This window comes from Pseudomonas sp. YA1 (assembly GCF_058680555.1).
The window spans coordinates 294529-317456 of the sequence record NZ_JBZWBG010000006.1; the positions used below are offsets into that span (position 1 = coordinate 294529).

The following is a 22928-nucleotide window of genomic DNA, read 5'->3' on the forward strand; positions in this document are numbered from 1 at the left end:
CGCTACGAATGGCTCGTTTCTTCATTGACCGGCCGGTCTTCGCCTGGGTGATCTCCCTGCTGATCGTGCTCGCCGGGGTCCTGGCGATCCGCTTCCTGCCGGTCGCCCAGTACCCGGACATCGCGCCGCCGGTGGTCAACGTCAGCGCCAGCTATCCCGGCGCCTCGGCCAAGGTGGTCGAGGAAGCGGTGACCGCGATCATCGAGCGCGAGATGAACGGCGCGCCCGGCCTGCTCTACACCAAGGCCACCAGCAGCACCGGCCAGGCTTCGCTGACCCTGACCTTCCGCCAGGGCGTGAACGCCGACCTCGCCGCGGTGGAAGTGCAGAACCGCCTGAAGATCGTCGAGTCGCGCCTGCCCGAGTCGGTGCGGCGCGACGGCATCTACGTGGAGAAGGCGGCGGACAGCATCCAGCTGATCGTCACCCTCACCTCCTCCAGCGGCCGCTACGACGCCATGGAGCTGGGCGAGATCGCCTCGTCCAACGTGTTGCAGGCGCTGCGCCGGGTGGAGGGCGTGGGCAAGGTCGAGACCTGGGGCGCCGAGTACGCCATGCGCATCTGGCCCGACCCGGCCAAGCTGACCTCGATGAACCTCAGCGCCAGCGACCTGGTCAACGCCGTGCGCCGGCACAACGCCCGCCTCACCGTGGGCGACATCGGCAACCTCGGGGTCCCCGACTCGGCGCCGATCAGCGCCACGGTGAAGGTCGACGACACCCTGGTGACGCCCGAGCAGTTCGGCGAGATTCCGCTGCGCATCCGCGCCGATGGCGGCGCGATCCGCCTGCGCGACGTGGCCCGCGTCGAGTTCGGCCAGAGCGAGTACGGCTTCGTCTCGCGGGTCAACCAGATGACCGCCACCGGCCTGGCGGTGAAGATGGCGCCCGGCTCCAACGCAGTGGCCACCGCCAAGCGCATCCGCGCCACCCTCGACGAACTGTCGCGCTACTTCCCGGAGGGCGTGAGCTACAACATCCCCTACGACACCTCGGCGTTCGTCGAGATCTCGATCAGGAAGGTGGTCAGCACCCTGCTCGAGGCGATGCTGCTGGTGTTCGCCGTGATGTACCTGTTCATGCAGAACTTCCGCGCCACCCTGATCCCGACGCTGGTGGTGCCGGTGGCCCTGCTCGGCACCTTCACGGTGATGCTCGGCCTGGGCTTCTCGATCAACGTGCTGACCATGTTCGGCATGGTCCTGGCGATCGGCATCCTGGTGGACGACGCGATCATCGTGGTGGAGAACGTCGAGCGGCTGATGGCCGAGGAAGGCCTGTCGCCGCACGACGCCACGGTCAAGGCGATGCGCCAGATCAGCGGTGCCATCGTCGGCATCACCGTGGTGCTGGTCTCGGTGTTCGTGCCGATGGCGTTCTTCAGCGGCGCGGTGGGCAACATCTACCGCCAGTTCGCGGTGACCCTGGCGGTCTCCATCGGCTTCTCGGCGTTCCTCGCGCTGTCGCTGACCCCGGCCCTGTGCGCCACCCTGCTGCGCCCGATCGACGCCGACCACCATGAGAAGCGCGGCTTCTTCGGCTGGTTCAACCGCGCCTTCCTGCGCCTGACCGGACGCTACCGCAACGCGGTGGCCGGCATCCTCGCCCGGCCGGTCCGCTGGATGCTGGTCTACGCCCTGGTCATCGGCGTGGTCGCCCTGCTCTTCGTGCGCCTGCCGCAGGCGTTCCTGCCGGAAGAGGACCAGGGCGACTTCATGATCATGGTGATGCAGCCCGAAGGCACGCCGATGGCGGAGACCATGGCCAACGTCGGCGATGTCGAGCGCTACCTGGCGGAGCACGAACCGGTGGCCTACGCCTATGCGGTCGGCGGCTTCAGCCTGTACGGCGACGGCACCAGCTCAGCGATGATCTTCGCCACCCTGAAGGACTGGTCGGAACGCCGGGAGGCCAGCCAGCACGTCGGCGCCATCGTCGAGCGCATCAACCAGCGCTTCGCCGGCCTGCCCAACCGTACAGTGTATGCGATGAACTCACCGCCGCTGCCGGACCTGGGCTCCACCAGCGGCTTCGACTTCCGCCTGCAGGACCGCGGCGGGGTCGGCTACGAGGCCCTGGTCAAGGCCCGCGACCAGTTGCTGGCGCGCGCCGCCGAGGACCCGCGCCTGGCCAACGTCATGTTCGCCGGCCAGGGCGAGGCGCCGCAGATCCGCCTGGACATCGACCGGCGCAAGGCGGAGACCCTCGGCGTGAGCATGGACGAGATCAACACCACCCTGGCGGTGATGTTCGGCTCGGACTACATCGGCGACTTCATGCACGGCAGCCAGGTGCGCAAGGTGGTGGTCCAGGCCGACGGCGCCAAGCGCCTGGGCATCGACGACATCGGCCGGCTTCACGTGCGCAACGAGCAGGGCGAGATGGTCCCGCTGGCGACGTTCGCCAAGGCCGCCTGGACCCTCGGCCCGCCGCAACTGACCCGCTACAACGGCTATCCCTCGTTCAACCTCGAGGGCCAGGCCGCGCCGGGCTACAGCAGCGGCGAAGCCATGCAGGCGATGGAGGAATTGATGCAGGGCCTGCCCGAGGGCATCGCCCACGAGTGGTCCGGCCAGTCCTTCGAAGAACGCCTGTCCGGCGCCCAGGCGCCGGCGCTGTTCGCCCTCTCGGTGCTGATCGTGTTCCTCGCCCTGGCCGCCCTCTACGAAAGCTGGTCGATCCCGCTGGCGGTGATCCTGGTGGTGCCGCTGGGCGTGCTCGGCGCACTGCTCGGGGTGAGCCTGCGCGGCCTGCCCAACGACATCTACTTCAAGGTCGGCCTGATCACCATCATCGGCCTCTCGGCGAAGAACGCCATCCTCATCATCGAGGTAGCCAAGGACCATTACCAGGAAGGCATGAGCCTGCTGCAGGCGACCCTGGAGGCCGCGCGCCTGCGCCTGCGACCGATCGTCATGACCTCGCTGGCGTTCGGTTTCGGCGTGGTCCCGCTGGCGCTCTCCAGCGGCGCCGGTTCCGGCGCCCAGGTCGCCATCGGCACCGGGGTGCTCGGCGGGATCGTCACCGCCACGGTACTCGCGGTGTTCCTGGTACCGCTGTTCTTCCTGGTGGTCGGGCGCCTGTTCCGGTTGCGCAAGGCGCCGCGCACCGGCACCTCGCCCCGGATCCCGACGGAGCAAGCCTGATGCCCCTAGCGAAACTCTCGCTCCCCACCCTGGCACTGTGCGTCGGGCTGCTCGGCGCCTGCCCGCCGACGCCTCGGCAGCCGCGCGCGGCCCCGATCGTTCCGGCCAACGGCCCCGACCTTCGGGGCAAGCTGGACGACTGGCAACAGCAGTTCACCGACCCGCTGCTGCGACAGATGATCGGCTACGCGCCGGCGCTATCCGGCGCGCAAGCCTGAATTCCGCCGTCCTTTTCCCGCCCTAGTCGGCCGCCGGCAGCGCTCGGCTGAAGCGGTAGAACAGGTTCGGCTCGCTGACCACGTACAGGCTGCCCCGGTCGTCCATCGCCAACCCTTCGGCCTGCGGCACGTCGTCCGTCAGGCCATGGTTGCCGCCACGCAGGGTCAGGCTGCCGAGCGGATCCCCGGCGCGATCCAGTTCGATGACCACCCGCGACTCGTCGGAAAGCACCAGCAGGTGATCGCTGGCCTTGTCGTAGTAGAGGCTCGACAGATCGGTGAGGAACAACCCGCGATCGCGCTGCGGGTCGCCGCCGACGCTCAGGTCGAGCGCCTCGCCGCGGTCGTTGAAGAAGCCGTTTACCTCGATGATGCCCACCGGCGCCTTTTCCCGGGCCACGAACAGGCGCTCGCGCAGCGGGTCGTAGGCCAACCCCTCGAAGCCCTTGTTGCGTTTGTTTGCACTGCCCAGGGAGAACTTCCGGGCGTTGCGCGGATCGTCGATGTCGATCACCCGGGTGTCGGCGTCGACATGGATCTCCACCAGGCGTTGGCGACGCTCCTCGGCGACCACGTAGACGCCGGGCCGGATGTACTCGATAGCCTCCGGATCCTGGAAACCGCGCAGGGGGATGCGTCGCAGCAATTCGCCGTCCAGCGACAGCTCGAGGAAATGCGGGTCCTGGTTGGTCACGCTGACCAGGCTGCGCCGGCTGGGGTCGAAGGACAGCGCCGAGACGTTGGACTCCGCACCCAGCACGCGGGCTTCGATATCGACCCGATAGTCGGCCAGGCGCAGGGCGTTCTCGCGCGCAACATCGCCGCCGTAGCGCTGCTCCAGCTTGAACCAGATGCGCTCGAACGCGCGCTGCTGCTGACCCGCCACCAGCAGCGCAAGCAACGCGGCGAGCAGGCAAGCCAGCAGCGTCCTGTAGGTCATCAGCCGACTCATCGTTACGACTCCTCCGAGAAACACAGTGTTCGGCGAAGCAGAACAGAGCCATCCGTGCCCTTTCATGAGGCGCCGATTAAATATTTCTGACAAGTATCTTTCACGGCTGTCATTTTTCCCCCGTTCCAGGCGTTGACAGGATTTCGGTGCAGCTTTACGTTAACGTAAAGGTAAACAAGCAGGTGCCTGCGCATGTCCACCACCTACACCATCTCCGATCTCGCCCGCGAACTGGACATCACCACCCGCGCCATCCGCTTCTACGAGGAGCAAGGCATGCTCTCCCCCGAGCGACGCGGCCAGGAACGCATCTATTCGCCGCGCGACAAGGTCAGCCTGAAGCTGATCCTGCGCGGCAAGCGCATCGGTTTTTCCCTCGCCGAATGCCGCGAACTGATCGAGCTCTACGACCCGGACCCGAGCAGCGGCAACCAGAAGCAGTTGAACACCATGCTGGAGAAGATCGCCGAGCGCCGCGCCCAGCTGGAACAACAGTTGCTGGACATCGAACAGATGCAGCTGGAACTGGATACTGCCGAGGAGCGCTGTCGAACTGCGCTGATTAAAAGCTATAACAAACAACCAGTTGCAACATAAACCTCATTCGAAGCTTTAAACCGGACAAGCACAATTACAGGTGAAAGCATGACCTATCCCAGCCTCAACTTCGCCCTCGGCGAAACCATCGACATGCTCCGCGACCAGGTCCGCGGCTTCGTCGCCGCCGAACTGCAGCCGCGCGCCGCGCAGATCGACCAGGACAACCAGTTCCCCATGGACATGTGGCGCAAGTTCGGCGAGATGGGCCTGCTCGGCATCACCGTCGACGAGGAGTACGGCGGTTCGGCGCTGGGCTACCTGGCACACGCCGTGGTCATGGAAGAGATCAGCCGGGCCTCGGCCTCGGTGGCGCTCTCCTATGGCGCGCATTCCAACCTCTGCGTCAACCAGATCAAGCGCAACGGCAACGCCGAACAGAAGGCCCGCTACCTGCCGGCCCTGGTGTCCGGCGAACACATCGGTGCGCTGGCGATGAGCGAACCCAACGCCGGCTCCGACGTGGTCTCGATGAAGCTGCGCGCGGACCGGGTCGGCGACCGCTTCGTTCTCAACGGCAGCAAGATGTGGATCACCAACGGTCCCGATGCCCATACCTATGTGATCTACGCCAAGACCGACGCGGACAAGGGCGCGCACGGGATCACCGCGTTCATCGTCGAGCGCGACTGGAAAGGCTTCAGCCGCGGGCCGAAGCTGGACAAGCTGGGCATGCGCGGCTCGAACACATGCGAACTGATCTTCCAGGACGTCGAGGTGCCCGAGGAGAACGTCCTCGGCGCGGTCAACGGTGGGGTCAAGGTACTGATGAGCGGCCTCGACTACGAGCGCGTGGTGCTTTCCGGCGGCCCGGTGGGAATCATGCAGGCGTGCATGGACGTGGTGGTGCCGTACATCCATGACCGCCGCCAGTTCGGCCAGAGCATCGGCGAATTCCAGCTGGTCCAGGGCAAGGTGGCCGACATGTACACCGCCCTCAACGCCAGCCGCGCCTACCTGTACGCCGTGGCCGCCGCCTGCGACCGCGGCGAGACGACCCGCAAGGACGCCGCCGGGGTGATCCTCTACAGCGCCGAGCGCGCCACCCAGATGGCCCTGGACGCGATCCAGATCCTCGGCGGCAACGGCTACATCAACGAGTTTCCCACCGGCCGCCTGTTGCGCGACGCCAAGCTCTACGAGATCGGCGCCGGCACCAGCGAGATCCGCCGCATGCTGATCGGCCGCGAGCTGTTCAACGAAACCCGCTGAAGCCTCGCTCTTTCCGGCCCTTTTCCGCCAGGGAGAGGGCATTCCATTGCATCGACAGGCGCATCGCCAGGTCGGGAGCGGGCGCCAACCGCTTCCGCCCGCCTCGACACGGAGCCACCGCCATGGCCATCCTGCACACCCAGATCAATCCACGCTCCGCCGAGTTCGCGGCCAACGCCGCGACCATGCTGGAACAGGTCAATGCCCTGCGCACCCTCCTCGGCCGCATCCACGAAGGCGGCGGTAGCGCCGCCCAGGCCCGGCACAGCGCGCGCGGCAAGCTGCTGGTGCGCGAACGCATCAACCGCCTGCTCGACCCCGGCTCGCCGTTCCTCGAGCTTTCCGCCCTCGCCGCCCACGAAGTCTACGGCGAAGAGGTCGCCGCCGCCGGCATCGTCGCCGGGATCGGCCGGGTCGAAGGGGTGGAATGCATGATCGTCGGCAACGATGCCACGGTGAAGGGCGGCACCTACTATCCGCTGACCGTGAAGAAGCACCTGCGGGCCCAGGCCATCGCCCTGGAGAACCGCCTGCCATGCATCTACCTGGTGGACTCCGGCGGCGCCAACCTGCCGCGCCAGGACGAGGTGTTCCCCGACCGCGAGCACTTCGGCCGGATCTTCTTCAACCAGGCCAACATGAGTGCCCGCGGCATCCCGCAGATCGCCGTGGTCATGGGCTCCTGCACCGCCGGCGGGGCCTACGTGCCGGCGATGTCCGACGAAACCGTGATGGTGCGCGAACAGGCCACCATCTTCCTCGCCGGGCCGCCGCTGGTGAAGGCCGCCACCGGCGAGGTGGTCAGCGCCGAGGAGCTTGGCGGCGCCGACGTGCACTGCAAGGTCTCCGGGGTCGCCGACCACTATGCCGAGGACGACGACCACGCCCTGGCCATCGCCCGCCGCTGCGTCGCCAACCTCAACTGGCGCAAGCAGGGCCAGCTGCAATGCCGTGCGCCGCGCGCACCGCTGTACCCCGCCGAGGAGCTGTACGGGGTGATTCCCGCCGATAGCAAGCAGCCCTACGACGTGCGCGAAGTGATCGCACGGCTGGTGGACGGCTCCGAGTTCGACGAGTTCAAGGCGCTGTTCGGCACCACCCTGGTCTGCGGCTTCGCCCACCTGCACGGCTATCCGATCGCCATCCTGGCCAACAACGGGATCCTCTTCGCCGAGGCCGCGCAGAAAGGCGCGCACTTCATCGAACTGGCCTGCCAGCGCGGCATCCCGCTGCTGTTCCTGCAGAACATCACCGGTTTCATGGTCGGCCAGAAGTACGAGGCTGGCGGCATCGCCAAGCACGGCGCCAAGCTGGTGACCGCGGTGGCCTGCGCGCGGGTGCCGAAGTTCACCGTGCTGATCGGCGGCAGCTTCGGCGCCGGCAACTACGGCATGTGCGGACGCGCCTACGACCCGCGCTTCCTGTGGATGTGGCCGAACGCGAGGATCGGCGTGATGGGCGGCGAACAGGCCGCCGGGGTGCTCGCCCAGGTCAAGCGCGAGCAGGCCGAGCGCGCCGGCCAGCAGCTCGGCGTCGAAGAGGAGGCGAAGATCAAGGCGCCGATCCTCGAGCAGTACGAGCACCAGGGCCATCCCTACTACTCCAGCGCGCGACTGTGGGACGACGGCGTGATCGATCCGGCGCAGACCCGCGAGGTGCTCGCGCTGGCGCTTTCCGCCGCCCTCAACGCCCCCATCGAGCCGACCGCCTTCGGCGTGTTCCGCATGTGACGAGCAGACCAGCATGAGCGAATTCCAGACCATCCAGCTTGAGATCGACCCGCGCGGCGTAGCCACCCTGTGGCTGGACCGGGCGGAAAAGAACAACGCCTTCAATGCCGTCGTGATCGATGAACTGCTGCAGGCCATCGACCGCGTCGGCAGCGACCCGCAGGTCCGCCTGCTGGTGCTGCGCGGCCGTGGCCGGCACTTCTGCGGCGGTGCCGACCTGGCCTGGATGCAGCAGTCGGTGGACCTCGACTACCAGGGCAACCTGGCCGACGCCCAGCGCATCGCCGAACTCATGACCCATCTCTACAACCTGCCCAAGCCGACCCTGGCGGTGGTCCAGGGCGCGGTGTTCGGCGGCGGGGTCGGCCTGGTCAGTTGCTGCGACATGGCCATCGGCAGCGACGAGGCGACCTTCTGCCTGTCCGAGGTGCGCATCGGCCTGATCCCGGCGACCATCGCCCCGTTCGTGGTCAAGGCCATCGGCCAGCGCGCCGCGCGACGCTATTCGCTGACCGCCGAGCGCTTCGACGGACGCCGCGCCAGCGAACTGGGCCTGCTCAGCGAAAGCTGTCCCGCCGCCGAACTGGAAAGCCAGGCCGAGGCCTGGATCGCCAACCTGCTGCAAAACAGCCCGCGCGCCCTGGTCGCCTGCAAGGCGCTCTACCATGAGGTCGAGGCCGCCGAGCTGAGCCCGGCGCTGCGCCGCTACACCGAGGCGGCCATCGCCCGCATCCGCATCAGCCCGGAAGGCCAGGAAGGCCTGCGCGCCTTCCTGGAGAAACGCACGCCCGCCTGGAGAAACGACGCATGAACCCGGACTACCGCAGCATCCAGCGCATCCTGGTCGCCAACCGCGGCGAGATCGCCTGCCGGGTGATGCGCAGCGCGCGCGCCCTCGGCATCGGCAGCGTCGCCGTGCACAGCGACATCGACCGCCACGCCCGCCACGTCGCCGAAGCCGACATCGCCGTCGACCTGGGCGGCGCCAAGCCCGCCGACAGCTACCTGCGCGGCGACAGGATCATCGCCGCCGCCCTCGCCAGCGGCGCCCAGGCGATCCATCCCGGCTACGGCTTCCTCTCGGAGAACGCCGACTTCGCCCGCGCCTGCGAGGAAGCCGGCCTGCTCTTCCTCGGACCGCCGGCGGCGGCCATCGACGCCATGGGCAGCAAGTCGGCGGCCAAGGCGCTGATGGAAGAAGCCGGCGTGCCGCTGGTGCCCGGCTACCACGGCGAAGCCCAGGACGCCGAGACCTTCCGCCGGGAAGCTGGAAGGATCGGCTACCCGGTGCTGCTCAAGGCCGCCGCTGGCGGCGGCGGCAAGGGCATGAAGGTGGTGGAGCACGAGGCCGAGCTGGCCGAGGCCCTTTCCTCCGCCCAGCGCGAGGCCAAGGCCGCCTTCGGCGACGCGCGGATGCTGGTGGAGAAATACCTGCTGAAGCCGCGCCACGTGGAGATCCAGGTATTCGCCGATCGCCATGGCCACTGCCTGTACCTCAACGAACGCGACTGTTCGATCCAGCGCCGCCACCAGAAGGTCGTCGAGGAAGCCCCCGCCCCCGGTCTCGGCGCGGAACTGCGCCGGGCCATGGGCGAGGCCGCGGTACGTGCGGCGCAGGCGATCGGCTACGTCGGCGCCGGTACCGTCGAATTCCTCCTCGACGAACGCGGCCAGTTCTTCTTCATGGAAATGAACACCCGCCTGCAGGTGGAACACCCGGTCACCGAGGCCATCACCGGCCTCGACCTGGTCGCCTGGCAGATCCGCGTCGCTCGCGGCGAGGCGCTGCCGCTGACACAGGAACAGGTGCCGCTGAACGGCCACGCCATCGAAGTGCGGCTCTACGCGGAAGACCCCGAGGGCGGTTTCCTCCCCGCCAGCGGCCGCCTGGCGCTGTACCGCGAAGCGGCCGCCGGCCCCGGCCGGCGGGTCGACAGCGGGGTACGCGAAGGCGACGAGGTCTCGCCGTTCTACGACCCGATGCTGGCCAAGCTGATCGCCTGGGGCGAAACCCGCGAGGAAGCCCGCCAGCGCCTGCTGGCGATGCTGGCGGAAACCTCGGTCGGCGGCCTGCGCACCAACCTGGCATTCCTCCGCCGCATCCTCGGCCATCCGGCGTTCGCCGCCGCCGAACTGGACACCGGTTTCATCGCGCGCCACCAAGACGACCTGCTGCCGGCGCCGCAAGCGCTGCCGGAGCATTTCTGGCAGGCCGCCGCCGATGCCTGGCTGCAGAGCGAAGCGGGCTACCGTCGCGACGACGACCCGTATTCGCCGTGGAGTCGCAACGACGGCTGGCGCAGCGCCCTGGCGCGGGAGTCCGACCTGATGCTGCGCTGCCGCGACGAACGCCGCTGCGTCCGCCTGCGCCACGCCAGCCCCAGCCAGTATCGCCTCGACGGCGACGACCTGGTCAGTCGGGTGGACGGTGTCACCCGTCGCTCGGCGGCGTTGCGCCGCGGACGCCAGTTGTTCCTCGAATGGGAGGGCGAACTGCTGGCCGTCGAAGCCGTCGACCCGATCGCCGAGGCCGAGGCCGCCCATGCCCACCAGGGCGGTTTGAGCGCGCCGATGAACGGCAGTATCGTGCGGGTCCTGGTCGAGCCCGGCCAGACGGTCGAAGCCGGCGCCACCCTGGTGGTGCTGGAGGCGATGAAGATGGAACACAGCATCCGCGCGCCCCACGCCGGGGTAGTGAAGGCGCTGTATTGCAGCGAGGGCGAACTGGTCGAGGAAGGCACGCCGCTGGTGGAGCTGGACGAGAACCAGGCCTGACAGCCAAGACGAGGAACAGCATGAACCTGCCGAAGAAGGTCCGCCTGGTGGAGGTCGGTCCGCGCGACGGACTGCAGAACGAGAAACAGCCGATCGAGGTGGCCGACAAGATCCGCCTGGTCGATGACCTGAGCGCCGCCGGCCTGGACTACATCGAAGTGGGCAGCTTCGTCTCGCCCAAGTGGGTGCCGCAGATGGCCGGCTCGGCCGAGGTGTTCGCCGGCATCCGCCAGCGTCCCGGCGTGACCTACGCGGCGCTGGCGCCGAACCTGAAAGGCTTCGAGGCGGCGCTGGAGTCGGGGGTGAAGGAAGTGGCGGTGTTCGCCGCCGCGTCGGAAGCCTTCTCCCAGCGCAACATCAACTGCTCGATCAAGGACAGCCTGGAGCGCTTCGTGCCGGTGCTGGAGGCGGCGCGCCAGCACCAGGTGCGGGTGCGCGGCTACATTTCCTGCGTGCTCGGCTGTCCCTACGACGGCGATGTCGATCCGCGCCAGGTCGCCTGGGTCGCCCGCGAACTGCAGCAGATGGGCTGCTACGAGGTGTCCCTGGGCGACACCATCGGCGTCGGCACCGCCGGCGCCACCCGCCGGCTGATCGAGGCGGTGGCCAGCGAGGTTCCCCGCGAACGCCTCGCCGGGCACTTCCACGACACCTACGGGCAGGCCCTGGCGAACATCTACGCCAGCCTGCTGGAAGGCATCGCGGTATTCGACAGCTCGGTGGCCGGCCTCGGCGGTTGTCCCTACGCCAAGGGCGCCACCGGCAACGTCGCCAGCGAAGACGTGCTCTACCTGCTGAACGGCCTGGAGATCCATACCGGGGTCGACATGCACGCCCTGGTCGACGCCGGCCAGCGCATCTGCGCGGTGCTCGGCAAGAGCAACGGGTCGCGAGCGGCGAAGGCGTTGCTGGCCAAGGCCTGAGAAGCGGCGGATAACCGCGAGCGGTTATCCGCCCTACCCGACATCACCCCCAGGCTCGAACACTGCGTCATCTACCCTGGGTGCCGTCATACCCCATCCGCCAACTGATAGCCCGAGTCGTCGCAAGCAGCCGTTCCGCCGCCGGCCCCTGCTCCTCGGCCTGGAAGATGCTCGCCGGGCCGACCACCGTGAGCACCGCCGCCACCCGCCCGCGGGCATCGAACACCGGCGCCGAGAGCGCTTCCACCCCAGGCATCAGCAGCCCATGGATCGCATGCAGGCCGCGCGCGCGGATGCCCTCCAGGAGCACCGCATAGGCCGCCGGGTCGGCCAGCGGATGGTCGGCGCGCCCGGCCAACTCTTCCTCGCGCAGCTCGGCCACCTCGCGTTCCGGCAGGAACGCGGCGAACACCAGGCCGGTGGACGAACCGAGCAGCGGCAGCACCGAGCCGACCTGGGTGACCACCGTCACCGCGCGCACCGCCTGTTCCACCTGTACCACGGTGGCGCCACGGTTGCCCCAGACGGCGAGGAAGCAGGTCTCGTTGAGCACGTCGCGCAGCTCGGCCAGCGGCGCGGCGGCGCTCTTCAGCACGTCCATGCTGTCCAGCGCCGCCAGGCCGACGCGCAGCGCCTCGCGCCCCAGCGAGTAATGGTTGGTGGAGGCGTCCTGGACCGCGAAGCCGCTGGCGATCAATGCCTGCAGGTAGCGATGGACCTTGCTCGCCGGCATCCCCACATGCTCCGCCAGGCGCGACAGCGAGGTCGCCGGGGAGAGTTCGGCGAGGGCCTTGAGGATATCGGTACCGACTTCGGCGGAGCGGACCTTCTGCTTGCCGGAGGTTTCGGCGGGACTGCTGTTCTTTTCCATGGACGCGGGTTCCTGCGGGCGGGGTCGACGTTATAGCTTGACGCTGCCATCCACTCAAATTACGTTATGCGTAATTGAATTACGATAAAAATAACGCAGCCAGCGTGCCAGGTCCCCGGCGGATCGGCGGCAAGCTGCCCCCACTCCCCGGAGGCCTCAGATGAACCTCGACTCCACTGCCCTCGCCTATCAATCGGGCTTCGGCAACGAATTCAGCAGCGAAGCGCTCCCCGGCGCCCTGCCGGTCGGCCAGAACTCCCCGCAGAAAGCGCCCTACGGCCTGTACGCCGAACTGCTCTCCGGCACCGCCTTCACCATGGCTCGCAGCGAGGCCCGGCGCACCTGGCTGTACCGCATCACGCCGTCGGCCAAGCATCCGCCGTTCCGCCGCCTGGAACGACAGATCGCCGGTGCCGAACTGGATGCGCCGACTCCCAACCGCCTGCGCTGGGACCCGCTGGCACTGCCCGAGCAGCCCACCGACTTCCTCGACGGCCTGCTGCGCATGGCCGCCAACGCGCCCGGCGACAAGCCCACCGGCGTGAGCATCTACCAGTACCTGGCCAACCGCTCGATGGAGCGTTGCTTCTACGACGCCGACGGCGAACTGCTGCTGGTCCCGCAATTGGGCCGTCTGCGCCTGTGCACCGAACTCGGCGCGCTGCAGGTCGAACCGCTGGAGATCGCGGTGATCCCGCGCGGGATGAAGTTCCGCGTCGAGCTGCTCGACGGCGAGGCACGCGGCTATATCGCCGAGAACCACGGCGCGCCGTTGCGCCTGCCCGACCTCGGCCCGATCGGCAGCAATGGCCTGGCCAATCCGCGCGACTTCCTGGCCCCGGTGGCGCGCTACGAAGACAGCCGCCAGCCGCTGCAACTGGTGCAGAAATACCTCGGCGAGCTGTGGGCCTGCGAGCTTGACCACTCGCCGCTGGACGTGGTCGCCTGGCACGGCAACAACGTGCCCTACAAGTACGACCTGCGCCGCTTCAACACCATCGGCACGGTCAGCTTCGACCACCCGGACCCGTCGATCTTCACCGTGCTGACCTCCCCCACCAGCGTCCATGGCCTGGCCAACATCGACTTCGTGATCTTCCCGCCGCGCTGGATGGTGGCCGAGAACACCTTCCGTCCGCCATGGTTCCACCGCAACCTGATGAACGAGTTCATGGGCCTGATCCAGGGCGCCTATGACGCCAAGGCCGGCGGCTTCGTGCCCGGCGGCGCCTCGCTGCACAGTTGCATGAGCGCCCACGGCCCGGACGCGGAAAGCTGCGACAAGGCCATCGCCGCCGACCTCAAGCCGCACAGGATCGACCAGACCATGGCCTTCATGTTCGAGACCAGCCAGGTCCTCCGGCCGAGCCGTGCCGCCCTCGAGACGCCGGCCCTGCAGAATGACTACGATGCCTGCTGGGCGTCGCTCGTATCCACCTTCAACCCGCAACGGAGATAACCCCATGAACCAGCCAACCCCCACTCGTAGCTGGGTCGCCTCCGCCAATGGGCATGCCGACTTTCCCCTGCAAAACCTGCCGCTGGGCATCTTCAGCCGTGCCGGCCTGAGCCCGCGTTGCGGCGTGGCCATCGGCGACTCGATCCTCGACCTGGACGCGGCGCTGGCCGCCGGCCTGTTCGAGGGGGCCGCCGGCGAAGCCGCCGAAGCCACCCGCGGCGGCGCGCTGAACGCCTTCTTCGCCCTCGGCAAACCGGCCCGCGTGGCGCTGCGCCAGCGCCTGCTGGAGCTGCTCGGCGAAGGCGCAGCGGAGCGCCCGGAGCTGCTCCATGCGGCCGCCGAGTGCCAAATGCACCTACCGGCCAGGATCGGCGACTACACCGACTTCTACGTCGGCATCCGCCATGCCGAGAACGTCGGCAAGCTGTTCCGCCCGGACAACCCGCTGCTGCCCAACTACAAGCACGTGCCCATCGGCTACCACGGCCGCGCCTCGACCGTGCGCGTCTCCGGCACCGAAGTGCGCCGGCCCAACGGCCAGACCCTGCCGGCCGGCGCCAGCGAGCCGGTGTTCGGTCCCTGTGCGCGTCTGGACTACGAACTGGAGCTAGGCATCTGGATCGGCCAGGGCAACGCCCTCGGCGAAGCCATCCCGGTTTCCCGCGCCGCCGAGCACATCGCCGGCTTCTGTCTGCTCAACGACTGGTCGGCGCGCGACATCCAGGCCTGGGAATACCAGCCGCTCGGCCCGTTCCTGTCGAAGAGCTTCATCACCAGCGTTTCGCCCTGGGTGGTCACCGCCGAAGCCCTGGAGCCGTTCCGCCGCGCCCAGCCAGCGCGCCCCGAAGGCGACCCGCGGCCGCTGCCGTATCTTTACGACGACAACGACCAGGCCCACGGCGCCTTCGACATCGAGCTGGAGGTCCTGCTGCTCACCGAGGGCCTGCGCGAGAAAGGCCTGCCGCCGCAGCGCCTGACCCTGAGCAACAGCCTGAGCATGTACTGGACGGTGGCGCAGATGGTCGCCCACCACAGCGTCAATGGCTGCCAGTTGCAGCCCGGCGACCTGTTCGGCTCCGGCACCCTGTCCGGCGCCGAGCCCGGCCAGTTCGGCTCGCTGCTGGAGATCACCGCTGGCGGCAAGCAGCCGGTGCAACTGGCCTCCGGCGAGACCCGGCGCTTCCTCGAGGACGGCGACGAGGTCATCCTCCGCGCCCGCTGCAAGCGCGAGGGACACGTCTCGATCGGTTTCGGCGAATGTCGCGGCAAAGTGCTCGCGGCCCATCCGGGGGCGCGCGGATGAAGCTCTATACCTACTACCGTTCCACCTCCTCCTACCGGGTGCGCATCGCCCTGGCGCTGAAGGGGCTGGACTACCAGTCGCTGCCGGTCAACCTGGTCCGCGACGGCGGCGAACACCGCCAACCCGCCTACCTGGCGCTCAACCCGCAGGGCCGCGTACCGGCCCTGCAGGTCGACGAGGGCGAGCTGCTGATCCAGTCGCCGGCGATCATCGAGTACCTCGAGGAGCGCTACCCGCACCCCGCCCTGCTCTCCAGCGATCCGCTGCGCCGCGCCCACGAGCGCGGAGTCGCGGCGCTGGTCGGCTGCGACATCCACCCGTTGCACAACGCCAGCGTGCTCAACCTGCTGCGCCAGTGGGGACACGACGAAGAGCAGGTCCGGCAGTGGATCGGCCACTGGGTCGGCCAGGGTCTCGCCGCCGTCGAGCAACTGATCGGCGACCAGGGTTGGTGCTTCGGCGACCGGCCAGGCCTGGCCGACGTCTACCTGGTCCCGCAGCTCTACGCCGCCGAGCGCTTCGGCGTGGCGCTGGACGCCTGGCCACGGATCCGCCGGGTCGCCGACCTGGCCGCCGCCCATCCGGCGTTCCGCCAGGCCCATCCGGCCAACCAGCCGGACACCCCGGCCGCCTGAGGAACCGCAGAGTCCCGCTCCTGAAGATAAAGGGGGGCGTCCGCCGGACGCCCCATCACCAATAAGAACCTCAGGTACCTTGCGATGCACAACCAGATCGCCAGCTTTCGCGCGGCGCTCGACGCGCGCCCCGTGTCCCGCTACCAGTGGCTGTTGCTGCTGCTCCTCGCCCTGTTGCTGGTCACCGATGGCTACGATGCCCAGGTGCTCGGCTACGTGGTGCCGACCCTGGCCCAGGAATGGGGCCTGGACAAGGCCGCGTTCGGCCCGGTGTTCAGCGCCAACCTGTTCGGCCTGACCGTCGGTTCGCTGCTGGTGACGCCGCTGGCGGACCGCTTCGGCATCCGCCGGGTGCTGCTCTGCTGCGTGCTGATCTACGCCAGCCTGACCGTCCTGATGGTCTTCGCCGGTTCCCTGGAAAGCCTGATGCTGGCGCGCTTCGTCTGCGGCATCGGAATGGGCGGGGCGATGCCCAGCGCCATGGCGCTGATGGCCGAGTATTCGCCACCGCGCCTGCGTACCCTGATGGTCACCCTGGCGGCCTGCGGTTTCTCCTTCGGCGGCGCCGCCGGCGGTTTCGTCGCCGCCGCCTTCATGGACGGCTTCGGCTGGCAGGCGGTGTTCCTCGCCGGCGGCGTCACCCCGTTGCTGCTGTTCCCCTTCCTCCTCCTGTTCCTCCCGGAGTCGCTGCCGCGCCTGCTCCGCGACGCACCACCCTATGCCCGCCTGCGCCAGCTCAGCGAGCGTATGGCGCCGGGCTGGCAGCCGCCGCCGGCACAGGCCGACGCCGAGCCGGCGGCGAGCCTGACCGTGCTGGAGCTGTTCCGCCACGGTTACGCGCGGCCGACCCTGCTGCTCTGGGCGACCTTCTTCGTCAGCCTGATCCTGCTCTACTTCATGGTCAGCTGGCTGCCCTCGCTGCTCCAGGAAAGCGGCCTGACACGCAATGCGGCGAACCTGGCGACCTCGATGTTCCTCTTCGCCGGCACCCTCGGCGCGATGCTCCTGGCCTGGCTCGCCGACCGCCTGCGCAGCAAGGTCCGCCTGCTGGCGGCGATTCTCGCCGGCGCCGCGCTGTTCACCCTGCTCCTCGGCCTCAACCACGACCAGCCGCGCTGGCTGCTGGCGTTCGTCTTCGCCGCCGGCTTCTGCATCATCGGCGGGCAGTTGACCCTGAACGCCTTCGCCAGCAACTTCTACCCGGCCCAGGTACGCGCCACCGGCACCGGCTGGGCGCTGGGCGTGGGCCGCTTCGGTTCGATCCTCGGCCCACTGTTCGGCAGCCTGCTGCTGGGCATGCACATATCCGTGGAGAACATCTTCATGCTTGCGGCGATTCCCGCCGGGCTCGCCGCGCTACTGATCCTCCAGGTCCGCTCGCCCGCCGCCCAGGCGCAGCGGGAAAGCGCCGCCGCGCTGGCCGTCGAGGAATCCTGAGCCTTCACCGCGAGCGGCTTCCCGGCTACAGTGGCGGGCCGTTTCGCCGTCCGCCGCAGGAGCCGCCGATGAACGACGCCGACAGCCTCCAGGATTACCAACGCGTACGCCAGCAGGCGATCCGTTCGCTGTTCGAGATCGTCGAAGGCTCCAGCGAAGGCACGGTGATCGTCGACCGCGAGGCCCGCATCGTCTGGATCAACCAGCGCTACGCCCAGCGTTTCGGCCTCGCCGACCCGGCGCAGGCCATCGGCCGGCCCTGCGAAAGCGTGATCCCCGGTAGCCTGCTGCGCGAGGTGGTAGGCAGCGGCAAGCCGATCCTGCTGGACATGATGGATAGCGCGAAGGACCCGCTGGTGGTGATGCGCCTGCCGATCCACGACGACGCCGGCGAAGTGATCGGCGCCATCGGCTTCGCCCTGCTCGACGAACTGCGTTCGCTGTCGCCGCTGGTGACCCGCTACCTGAGCATGCAGCGCGAACTGGCCTCGACCCGCTCGCAATTGCAGGCGCGCCAGGCCAAGTACAGCTTCAGCCACTTCGTCGGTACCAGTCCGGCCAGCCTGGAAGTCAAGCGCCGCGCCCGTCGTGGCGCGGCCAGCGAAGCGCCGGTGCTGTTGCTCGGCGAGACCGGCACCGGCAAGGAACTGCTCGCCCACGCCATCCACAGCGCTTCGCCGCGGGCGCACAAGGCCTTCGTCAGCGTGAACGCCGCGGCGATCCCGGAAAGCCTGCTGGAGGCCGAATTCTTCGGTACCGCCCCGGGGGCCTTCACCGGTGCCGAGCGCAAGGGCCGGCCAGGCAAGTTGCAGGTGGCCCAGGGCGGCACGTTGTTCCTCGACGAGATCGGCGACATGCCGCTGGCCTTGCAAGGCAAGCTGTTGCGCGTGCTACAGGAGAAAGAGTTCGAAGCGGTGGGTTCCAACGAAGTGATCCGCAGCGACATCCGCCTGGTCGCCGCCACTTCCATCGACCTGCAGCAGGCGATGCGCGAAGGCCGTTTCCGCGCTGACCTCTACTACCGGCTGAACGTCCTGCCGATCGAGATCCCACCGTTGCGCCAGCGCCTGGACGACCTCCCGGCGCTCTGCGAGTCGATCCTCGACAGCCTCGACCACGGCCGTCTCCACGAACTCGGCGACGACGCCCTGGCGCTGCTCGCCCGGCATGCCTGGCCGGGCAACGTCCGCGAACTGCGCAACGTGCTGGAACGCGCGCTGCTGCTGGCCGACCAACCGTTGCTGGACGCCGCCGCCCTCGGCGCGGCGCTGGGCCCCCTGCAACCACTGCCGGAGCTGCCTCGAGCGGCGGACGACAGGCCGGTCGGGGATTTCCAACAGGCCCGCGAAGCCTTCGAGCGCGACCTGATCGGACGGGCCCTGGCGCAGAGTGCCGGCAATGTGGTGGAAGCGGCGAAACGCCTGGGCCTGGGTCGCTCGACCCTGTACAAGAAGATCGTGGCGCTGGGCATGCGTCTCGATAACGGGACCCATCTCGAAATAGAGACGAACTGAGACCTGCATAGCCACGGTACTTTCGCTCGACTGCGTCTCCATTTTGAGACAACGCTATTCCCCACGCTCCCCTTCGTCTCGCCGCAGCCCGCGAAAACCGCGATTCTGGGGCCTGGCACGGTTATCGCAACGCGCCTTTCCGACGGCCCTGCCCCGTTCCAGGCCGTCACGCCGGTGCCCGCACCGTTCGACAACAAGAAACAGGCCCGGAGCGCCCTTCCCCATGCGGAGCGCGCCCCGCAGCGCCGTGGAGATATGCCCGATGAGCGTGATCATCGCCCTTGCCGCCCTGGGCCTGCTGATGCTGGCCGCCTACCGCGGCTACAGCGTCATCCTGTTCGCCCCCCTCGCCGCCCTCGGCGCCGTCCTGCTCACCGATCCCAGCGCGGTCGCGCCGACCTTCACCGGGGTGTTCATGGAGAAGATGGTCGGTTTCATCAAGCTCTACTTCCCGGTTTTCCTGCTTGGCGCGGTGTTCGGCAAGCTGATCGAGCTGGCCGGCTTCTCCCGCTCCATCGTCGCGGCGGCGATCCGCCTGCTCGGCACACGCCAGGCGATGCTGGTGATCGTACTGGTCTGCGCGCTGCTCACCTACGGCGGCGTCTCGCTGTTCGTGGTGGTGTTCGCGGTCTACCCGTTCGCCGCGGAGATGTTCCGCCAGAGCGACATCCCCAAGCGGTTGATTCCGGCGACCATCGCCCTCGGCGCGTTTTCCTTCACCATGGACGCGCTGCCCGGCACCCCGCAGATCCAGAACATCATCCCCTCGACCTTCTTCGGCACCCACGCCTGGGCCGCGCCCTGGCTCGGCACCCTCGGCGCGCTGTTCGTCTTCGCCGTGGGCATGCTTTACCTGCGACGCCAGGCGAACAAGGCGCGGCGCAACGGCGAAGGCTACGGCAGCGACCTGCGCAACGAGCCGGAGACCGCCGATGACCTGCGCCTGCCGAATCCCTGGCTGGCACTCTCGCCGCTGGTGCTGGTCGGGGTCGCCAACCTGCTGTTCACCCACTGGATCCCGCAATGGTACGGCCAGGTCCATACCCTGCAACTGCCCGGCATGGCCGCGCCGTTGCAGACCGAGGTCGGCAAGCTCACCGCGATCTGGGCAGTGCAGGCGGCCCTGCTGCTGGGCATCCTGCTGGTGCTGGCGAGCGGCTTCGCGGCGATCCGCAGCCGCCTCGCCGAAGGCACCCGCAGCGCGGTGGCCGGCTCGCTGTTGGCGGCGATGAACACCGCCTCGGAATACGGCTTCGGCGCGGTGATCGCCTCGCTGCCGGGTTTCCTGGTACTGGCCGACGCGCTCAAGAGCATTCCCAATCCGCTGGTCAACGAAGCGATCACCGTCACCCTGCTGGCCGGCATCACCGGTTCCGCGTCGGGCGGCATGAGCATCGCCCTGGCGGCGATGTCCGATACCTTCATCGCCGCCGCCAACGCCGCGCAGATCCCCCTGGAAGTCCTCCACCGGGTCGCCGCCATGGCCAGCGGCGGGATGGATACCCTGCCGCACAACGGCGCGGTGATCACCCTCCTGGCGGTCACCGGCCTGACCCATCGGGAGGCGTACAAGGACATTTTCGGTATTACCCTGATCAAGACCCTGGCGGTGTTCTTCGTCATCGGGCTGTTCTACGCCACCGGCCTGGTCTGATCCGCCCTTTTTTCATCCAGCGGGAGAAACAGCATGACCCTGAAAGGCAAGACCGCCCTGGTCACCGGTTCCACCAGCGGCATCGGCCTGGGCATCGCCCTGAGCCTGGCCGAGGCCGGCGCCGACCTGCTCCTCAACGGCTTCGGCGAGGTCGACGCGGCGCTGGCGCAGGTCCGCGCCCGCGGCGTGCGCGCAGAGCACCACCCGGCCGACCTCTCCAGCCCGGAGCAGATCGGCGAACTGATGGCCTTCGCCGAGCGGACCTTCGGCGGCGTCGACATCCTCGTCAACAACGCCGGCATCCAGTACGTGGCGCCGGTGCAGGAATTCCCCACGGAACGCTGGGACGCGATCATCGCGATCAACCTGTCCTCGGTGTTCCATACCACCCGCCTGGCCCTGCCGGGCATGCTCGCGCGCGGCTGGGGGCGGATCGTCAACATCGCCTCGACCCACGGCCTGGTCGCCTCAGCCGGGAAGAGCGCCTACGTCGCCGCCAAGCATGGCGTGCTCGGCCTGACCAAGAGTGTGGCGCTGGAAACGGCGCGCACGCCGGTGACCTGCAACGCCATCTGCCCCGGCTGGGTGCTGACCCCGCTGGTGCAGAAGCAGATCGACGCGCGCATCGCCGAGGGCGTCTCGCCCGAACAGGCGGAACACGACCTGCTGGCGGAAAAGCAACCCTCGCTGGCCTTCGTCACCCCCGAGCAACTCGGCGGACTGACGCTGTTCCTTTGCAGCGAAGCCGCCGACCAGGTGCGCGGCGCGGCCTGGAACATGGATGGCGGCTGGGTGGCGCAGTAGCCGGGGCGGCCAGCCTCTCCCCAGACCCTCTCCCTGAAGGGAGAGGGAACCATCCGGAGTTCGCCCGCCCCATTGCGTAGGGCGGATAACGCCACAGGCGTTATCCGCCGATACCTCGTTTCCCGGCGCGGCTGTCCTCTCCCCAACCTTCTCCCTGAAGGGAGAGGAAGTTATCGGGGGTGGCGATGCGCTACGGCATCACCGGCGGGATGTACGCCAGGGTGCTGCCCAGGGCCCAAAGCAGCACCAGCACCAGCGGGATATGCACCAGCAACTGGACGAACGAGAAGCCGATCAGGTCGCGCGCCTTCAGCCCCAGCACGCCGAGCAACGGCAGCATGTAGAACGGGTTGATCAGGTTCGGCAGCGCTTCGGCGGCGTTGTAGATCTGCACCGCCCAGCCGAGGTGGTATTGCAGCTCGTTGGCTACCTGCATCACGTACGGCGCCTCGATGATCCACTTGCCGCCGCCGGAGGGAATGAAGAAGCCCAGCACCGCCGAGTACACGCCCATCAGCAGCGCGTAGGTGTCGTGGGAGGCGATCTGTACGAAGAAGGTCGAGATATGGTGGGCCAGGGTCTCGCCGTCGCTGCCGTTGACCGTGGTCATGATCGCCGCGATCGAGCCGTACAGCGGGAACTGGATCAGCACCCCGGTGGTGGTCGGCACCGCGCGCGCCACCGCGTCGAGGAAGCTGCGCGGGCGCCAGTGCAGCAACGCGCCGAGCATCAGGAACAGCAGGTTATAGGTGTTCAACCCGGAGATCGCCAGGATCGCCGGCTTGGTCGAGAACTCGTGGACTAGCCAGCCGCCGGCCAGCACTACCAGCAGGATGATCAGCAACGGGCTGTGCTCCAGCCACTCGCCGGGCCGGGTCGGCGCCAGCCTGGCCGGAGCCGTGAAGCTCACGTCGACCCCGCAATCCTTGGCGTCGCGGGCGCTGGCGGCGCTCGGCGCGGTCATGTAGGCGATCACCAGCGAGACCAGGATCAGCGCCAGCAGCATGACCCCGGACTGCCAGAGGAAGATGGTCTCGGTGAACGGGATCACCCCGGTGATCGCCAGGATCGACGGTGGCAGGCTGGCCGGGTTGGCCTGCAACTGCGCGGCCGACGACGACAGGCCCAGCGCCCACACCGCGCCCAGCCCGAGGTAGGCCGCGGCGCCGGCGGCGCGGTAGTCCATGCGCAGGTCGCTGCGGCGCGCCAGGGCGCGTACCAGCAGGCCGCCGAAGACCAGGCTGAGGCCCCAGTTGAGCAGCGAGGCGAGCATCGACACCAGCGCCACCCAGCAGACCGCCGAGCGGCCATTCTTCGGCACCCGCGCGAGCAGGTCGATGAGACGCGAGGCGGGGCCTGAACTGGCCACCACATAGCCGCCGATGACCACGAAGGCCATCTGCATGGTGAACGGGATCAGGCTCCAGAAACCGTCGCCGAAGGCTTTCGCCGTGGCGGTCGGTCCGGCGCCCATGGCCAGCGCGGCCAGGCTGACGATGAGGATGGCCAGGGCGGCGAACACCCAGGAGTCGGGAAACCAGCGCTCGGCCCAGTTCGAGCAACGCATGGCGAAGCGCGCGGAGCGGCTTTCTTGGATGGGAAGGATAGCGGTCATCGCGGATTCTCTCGGTTTTATTGTTATTCGGCGACTACGGGGCCGCCTGTGTGTGCTACGGCTCCCTGGGCACCCGGCCGTCC

General features: G+C 68.4%; 18 protein-coding genes. 15 read left to right on the forward strand and 3 right to left on the reverse strand.

Translation table 11 applies throughout. The features are described 5' to 3' along the window. Positions 1-8: 8 nt before the first annotated feature. Both mexY and AC4OR5_RS10880 read left to right on the forward strand, forming a co-directional pair. On the forward strand, positions 9-3146 hold the full coding sequence (gene mexY, locus AC4OR5_RS10875) for a multidrug efflux RND transporter permease subunit MexY (protein WP_058160386.1): 3138 nt from the start codon (positions 9-11) through the stop codon (positions 3144-3146). Then, positions 3146-3364 (forward strand): hypothetical protein, encoded by a 219-nt coding sequence (locus tag AC4OR5_RS10880; RefSeq protein ID WP_003110687.1) that lies wholly within the window; start codon positions 3146-3148, stop codon positions 3362-3364. The genes mexY and AC4OR5_RS10880 overlap by 1 nt, the downstream gene beginning before the upstream one ends. Before the next feature lie 22 nt (positions 3365-3386). Here the strand turns inward: AC4OR5_RS10880 and AC4OR5_RS10885 are convergent, their stop codons facing one another. Next, complete coding sequence (locus AC4OR5_RS10885; RefSeq protein ID WP_003088602.1) at positions 3387-4316, reverse strand: SdiA-regulated domain-containing protein; 930 nt, start codon at positions 4314-4316, stop codon at positions 3387-3389. 192 nt (positions 4317-4508) lie between these two features. Here AC4OR5_RS10885 and liuR point away from each other — a divergent pair, with 192 nt between their 5' ends. The 6 genes from liuR to liuE all read left to right on the forward strand — a co-directional run bounded on the left by liuR (position 4509) and on the right by liuE (position 11553). After that, positions 4509-4913: a liu genes transcriptional regulator LiuR gene (gene liuR, locus AC4OR5_RS10890; RefSeq protein ID WP_058160385.1), complete on the forward strand. Its 405-nt coding sequence runs from the start codon at positions 4509-4511 to the stop codon at positions 4911-4913. A gap of 48 nt (positions 4914-4961) precedes the next feature. Continuing rightward, complete coding sequence (gene liuA / locus AC4OR5_RS10895) at positions 4962-6125, forward strand: isovaleryl-CoA dehydrogenase (protein ID WP_003100385.1); 1164 nt, start codon at positions 4962-4964, stop codon at positions 6123-6125. A gap of 122 nt (positions 6126-6247) precedes the next feature. Beyond that, positions 6248-7855 (forward strand): methylcrotonyl-CoA carboxylase subunit beta, encoded by a 1608-nt coding sequence (gene liuB, locus AC4OR5_RS10900; RefSeq protein WP_003100387.1) that lies wholly within the window; start codon positions 6248-6250, stop codon positions 7853-7855. A gap of 13 nt (positions 7856-7868) precedes the next feature. Then, complete coding sequence (locus tag AC4OR5_RS10905; RefSeq protein WP_003110689.1) at positions 7869-8666, forward strand: gamma-carboxygeranoyl-CoA hydratase; 798 nt, start codon at positions 7869-7871, stop codon at positions 8664-8666. Further along, entirely contained in the window at positions 8663-10630 is a 1968-nt protein-coding gene (gene liuD, locus AC4OR5_RS10910; protein ID WP_058160384.1) for a methylcrotonyl-CoA carboxylase subunit alpha, read from the forward strand. Before AC4OR5_RS10905 ends, liuD begins: the two co-directional genes overlap by 4 nt. A gap of 20 nt (positions 10631-10650) precedes the next feature. Then, on the forward strand, positions 10651-11553 hold the full coding sequence (liuE, locus tag AC4OR5_RS10915) for a bifunctional 3-hydroxy-3-isohexenylglutaryl-CoA lyase/hydroxymethylglutaryl-CoA lyase (RefSeq protein ID WP_003088593.1): 903 nt from the start codon (positions 10651-10653) through the stop codon (positions 11551-11553). A gap of 67 nt (positions 11554-11620) precedes the next feature. On the opposite strand, the gene AC4OR5_RS10920 is transcribed toward liuE, so the two are convergent. Continuing rightward, the gene (locus AC4OR5_RS10920) at positions 11621-12424 is read right to left on the reverse strand and encodes an IclR family transcriptional regulator (protein ID WP_023112464.1); all 804 of its coding nucleotides are present in this window, start codon (positions 12422-12424) and stop codon (positions 11621-11623) included. A 160-nt stretch (positions 12425-12584) separates the two neighbouring features. Between AC4OR5_RS10920 and hmgA the strand changes: the two genes are divergently transcribed. The 7 genes from hmgA (at position 12585) to bdhA (ending at position 21230) form a co-directional block, all read left to right on the forward strand. Then, entirely contained in the window at positions 12585-13883 is a 1299-nt protein-coding gene (hmgA, locus tag AC4OR5_RS10925; protein WP_034029203.1) for a homogentisate 1,2-dioxygenase, read from the forward strand. 4 nt (positions 13884-13887) lie between these two features. Continuing rightward, the gene (gene fahA / locus AC4OR5_RS10930) at positions 13888-15186 is read left to right on the forward strand and encodes a fumarylacetoacetase (RefSeq protein ID WP_031636217.1); all 1299 of its coding nucleotides are present in this window, start codon (positions 13888-13890) and stop codon (positions 15184-15186) included. After that, on the forward strand, positions 15183-15821 hold the full coding sequence (gene maiA, locus AC4OR5_RS10935; protein WP_003128823.1) for a maleylacetoacetate isomerase: 639 nt from the start codon (positions 15183-15185) through the stop codon (positions 15819-15821). The genes fahA and maiA overlap by 4 nt, the downstream gene beginning before the upstream one ends. 84 nt (positions 15822-15905) lie before the next feature. Beyond that, complete coding sequence (locus AC4OR5_RS10940; RefSeq protein WP_003088580.1) at positions 15906-17258, forward strand: MFS transporter; 1353 nt, start codon at positions 15906-15908, stop codon at positions 17256-17258. Positions 17259-17326: 68 nt separating this feature from the next. After that, the gene (hbcR, locus tag AC4OR5_RS10945; protein ID WP_058160383.1) at positions 17327-18772 is read left to right on the forward strand and encodes a sigma-54-dependent transcriptional regulator HbcR; all 1446 of its coding nucleotides are present in this window, start codon (positions 17327-17329) and stop codon (positions 18770-18772) included. Positions 18773-19034: 262 nt separating this feature from the next. Then, the gene (locus tag AC4OR5_RS10950; protein WP_023108062.1) at positions 19035-20426 is read left to right on the forward strand and encodes a GntP family permease; all 1392 of its coding nucleotides are present in this window, start codon (positions 19035-19037) and stop codon (positions 20424-20426) included. 33 nt (positions 20427-20459) lie between these two features. After that, on the forward strand, positions 20460-21230 hold the full coding sequence (gene bdhA / locus AC4OR5_RS10955) for a 3-hydroxybutyrate dehydrogenase (RefSeq protein WP_003100413.1): 771 nt from the start codon (positions 20460-20462) through the stop codon (positions 21228-21230). Between the two features lie 190 nt (positions 21231-21420). Here the strand turns inward: bdhA and AC4OR5_RS10960 are convergent, their stop codons facing one another. Next, the gene (locus tag AC4OR5_RS10960; RefSeq protein WP_031694029.1) at positions 21421-22845 is read right to left on the reverse strand and encodes a short-chain fatty acid transporter; all 1425 of its coding nucleotides are present in this window, start codon (positions 22843-22845) and stop codon (positions 21421-21423) included. Positions 22846-22928 lie beyond the last annotated feature (83 nt).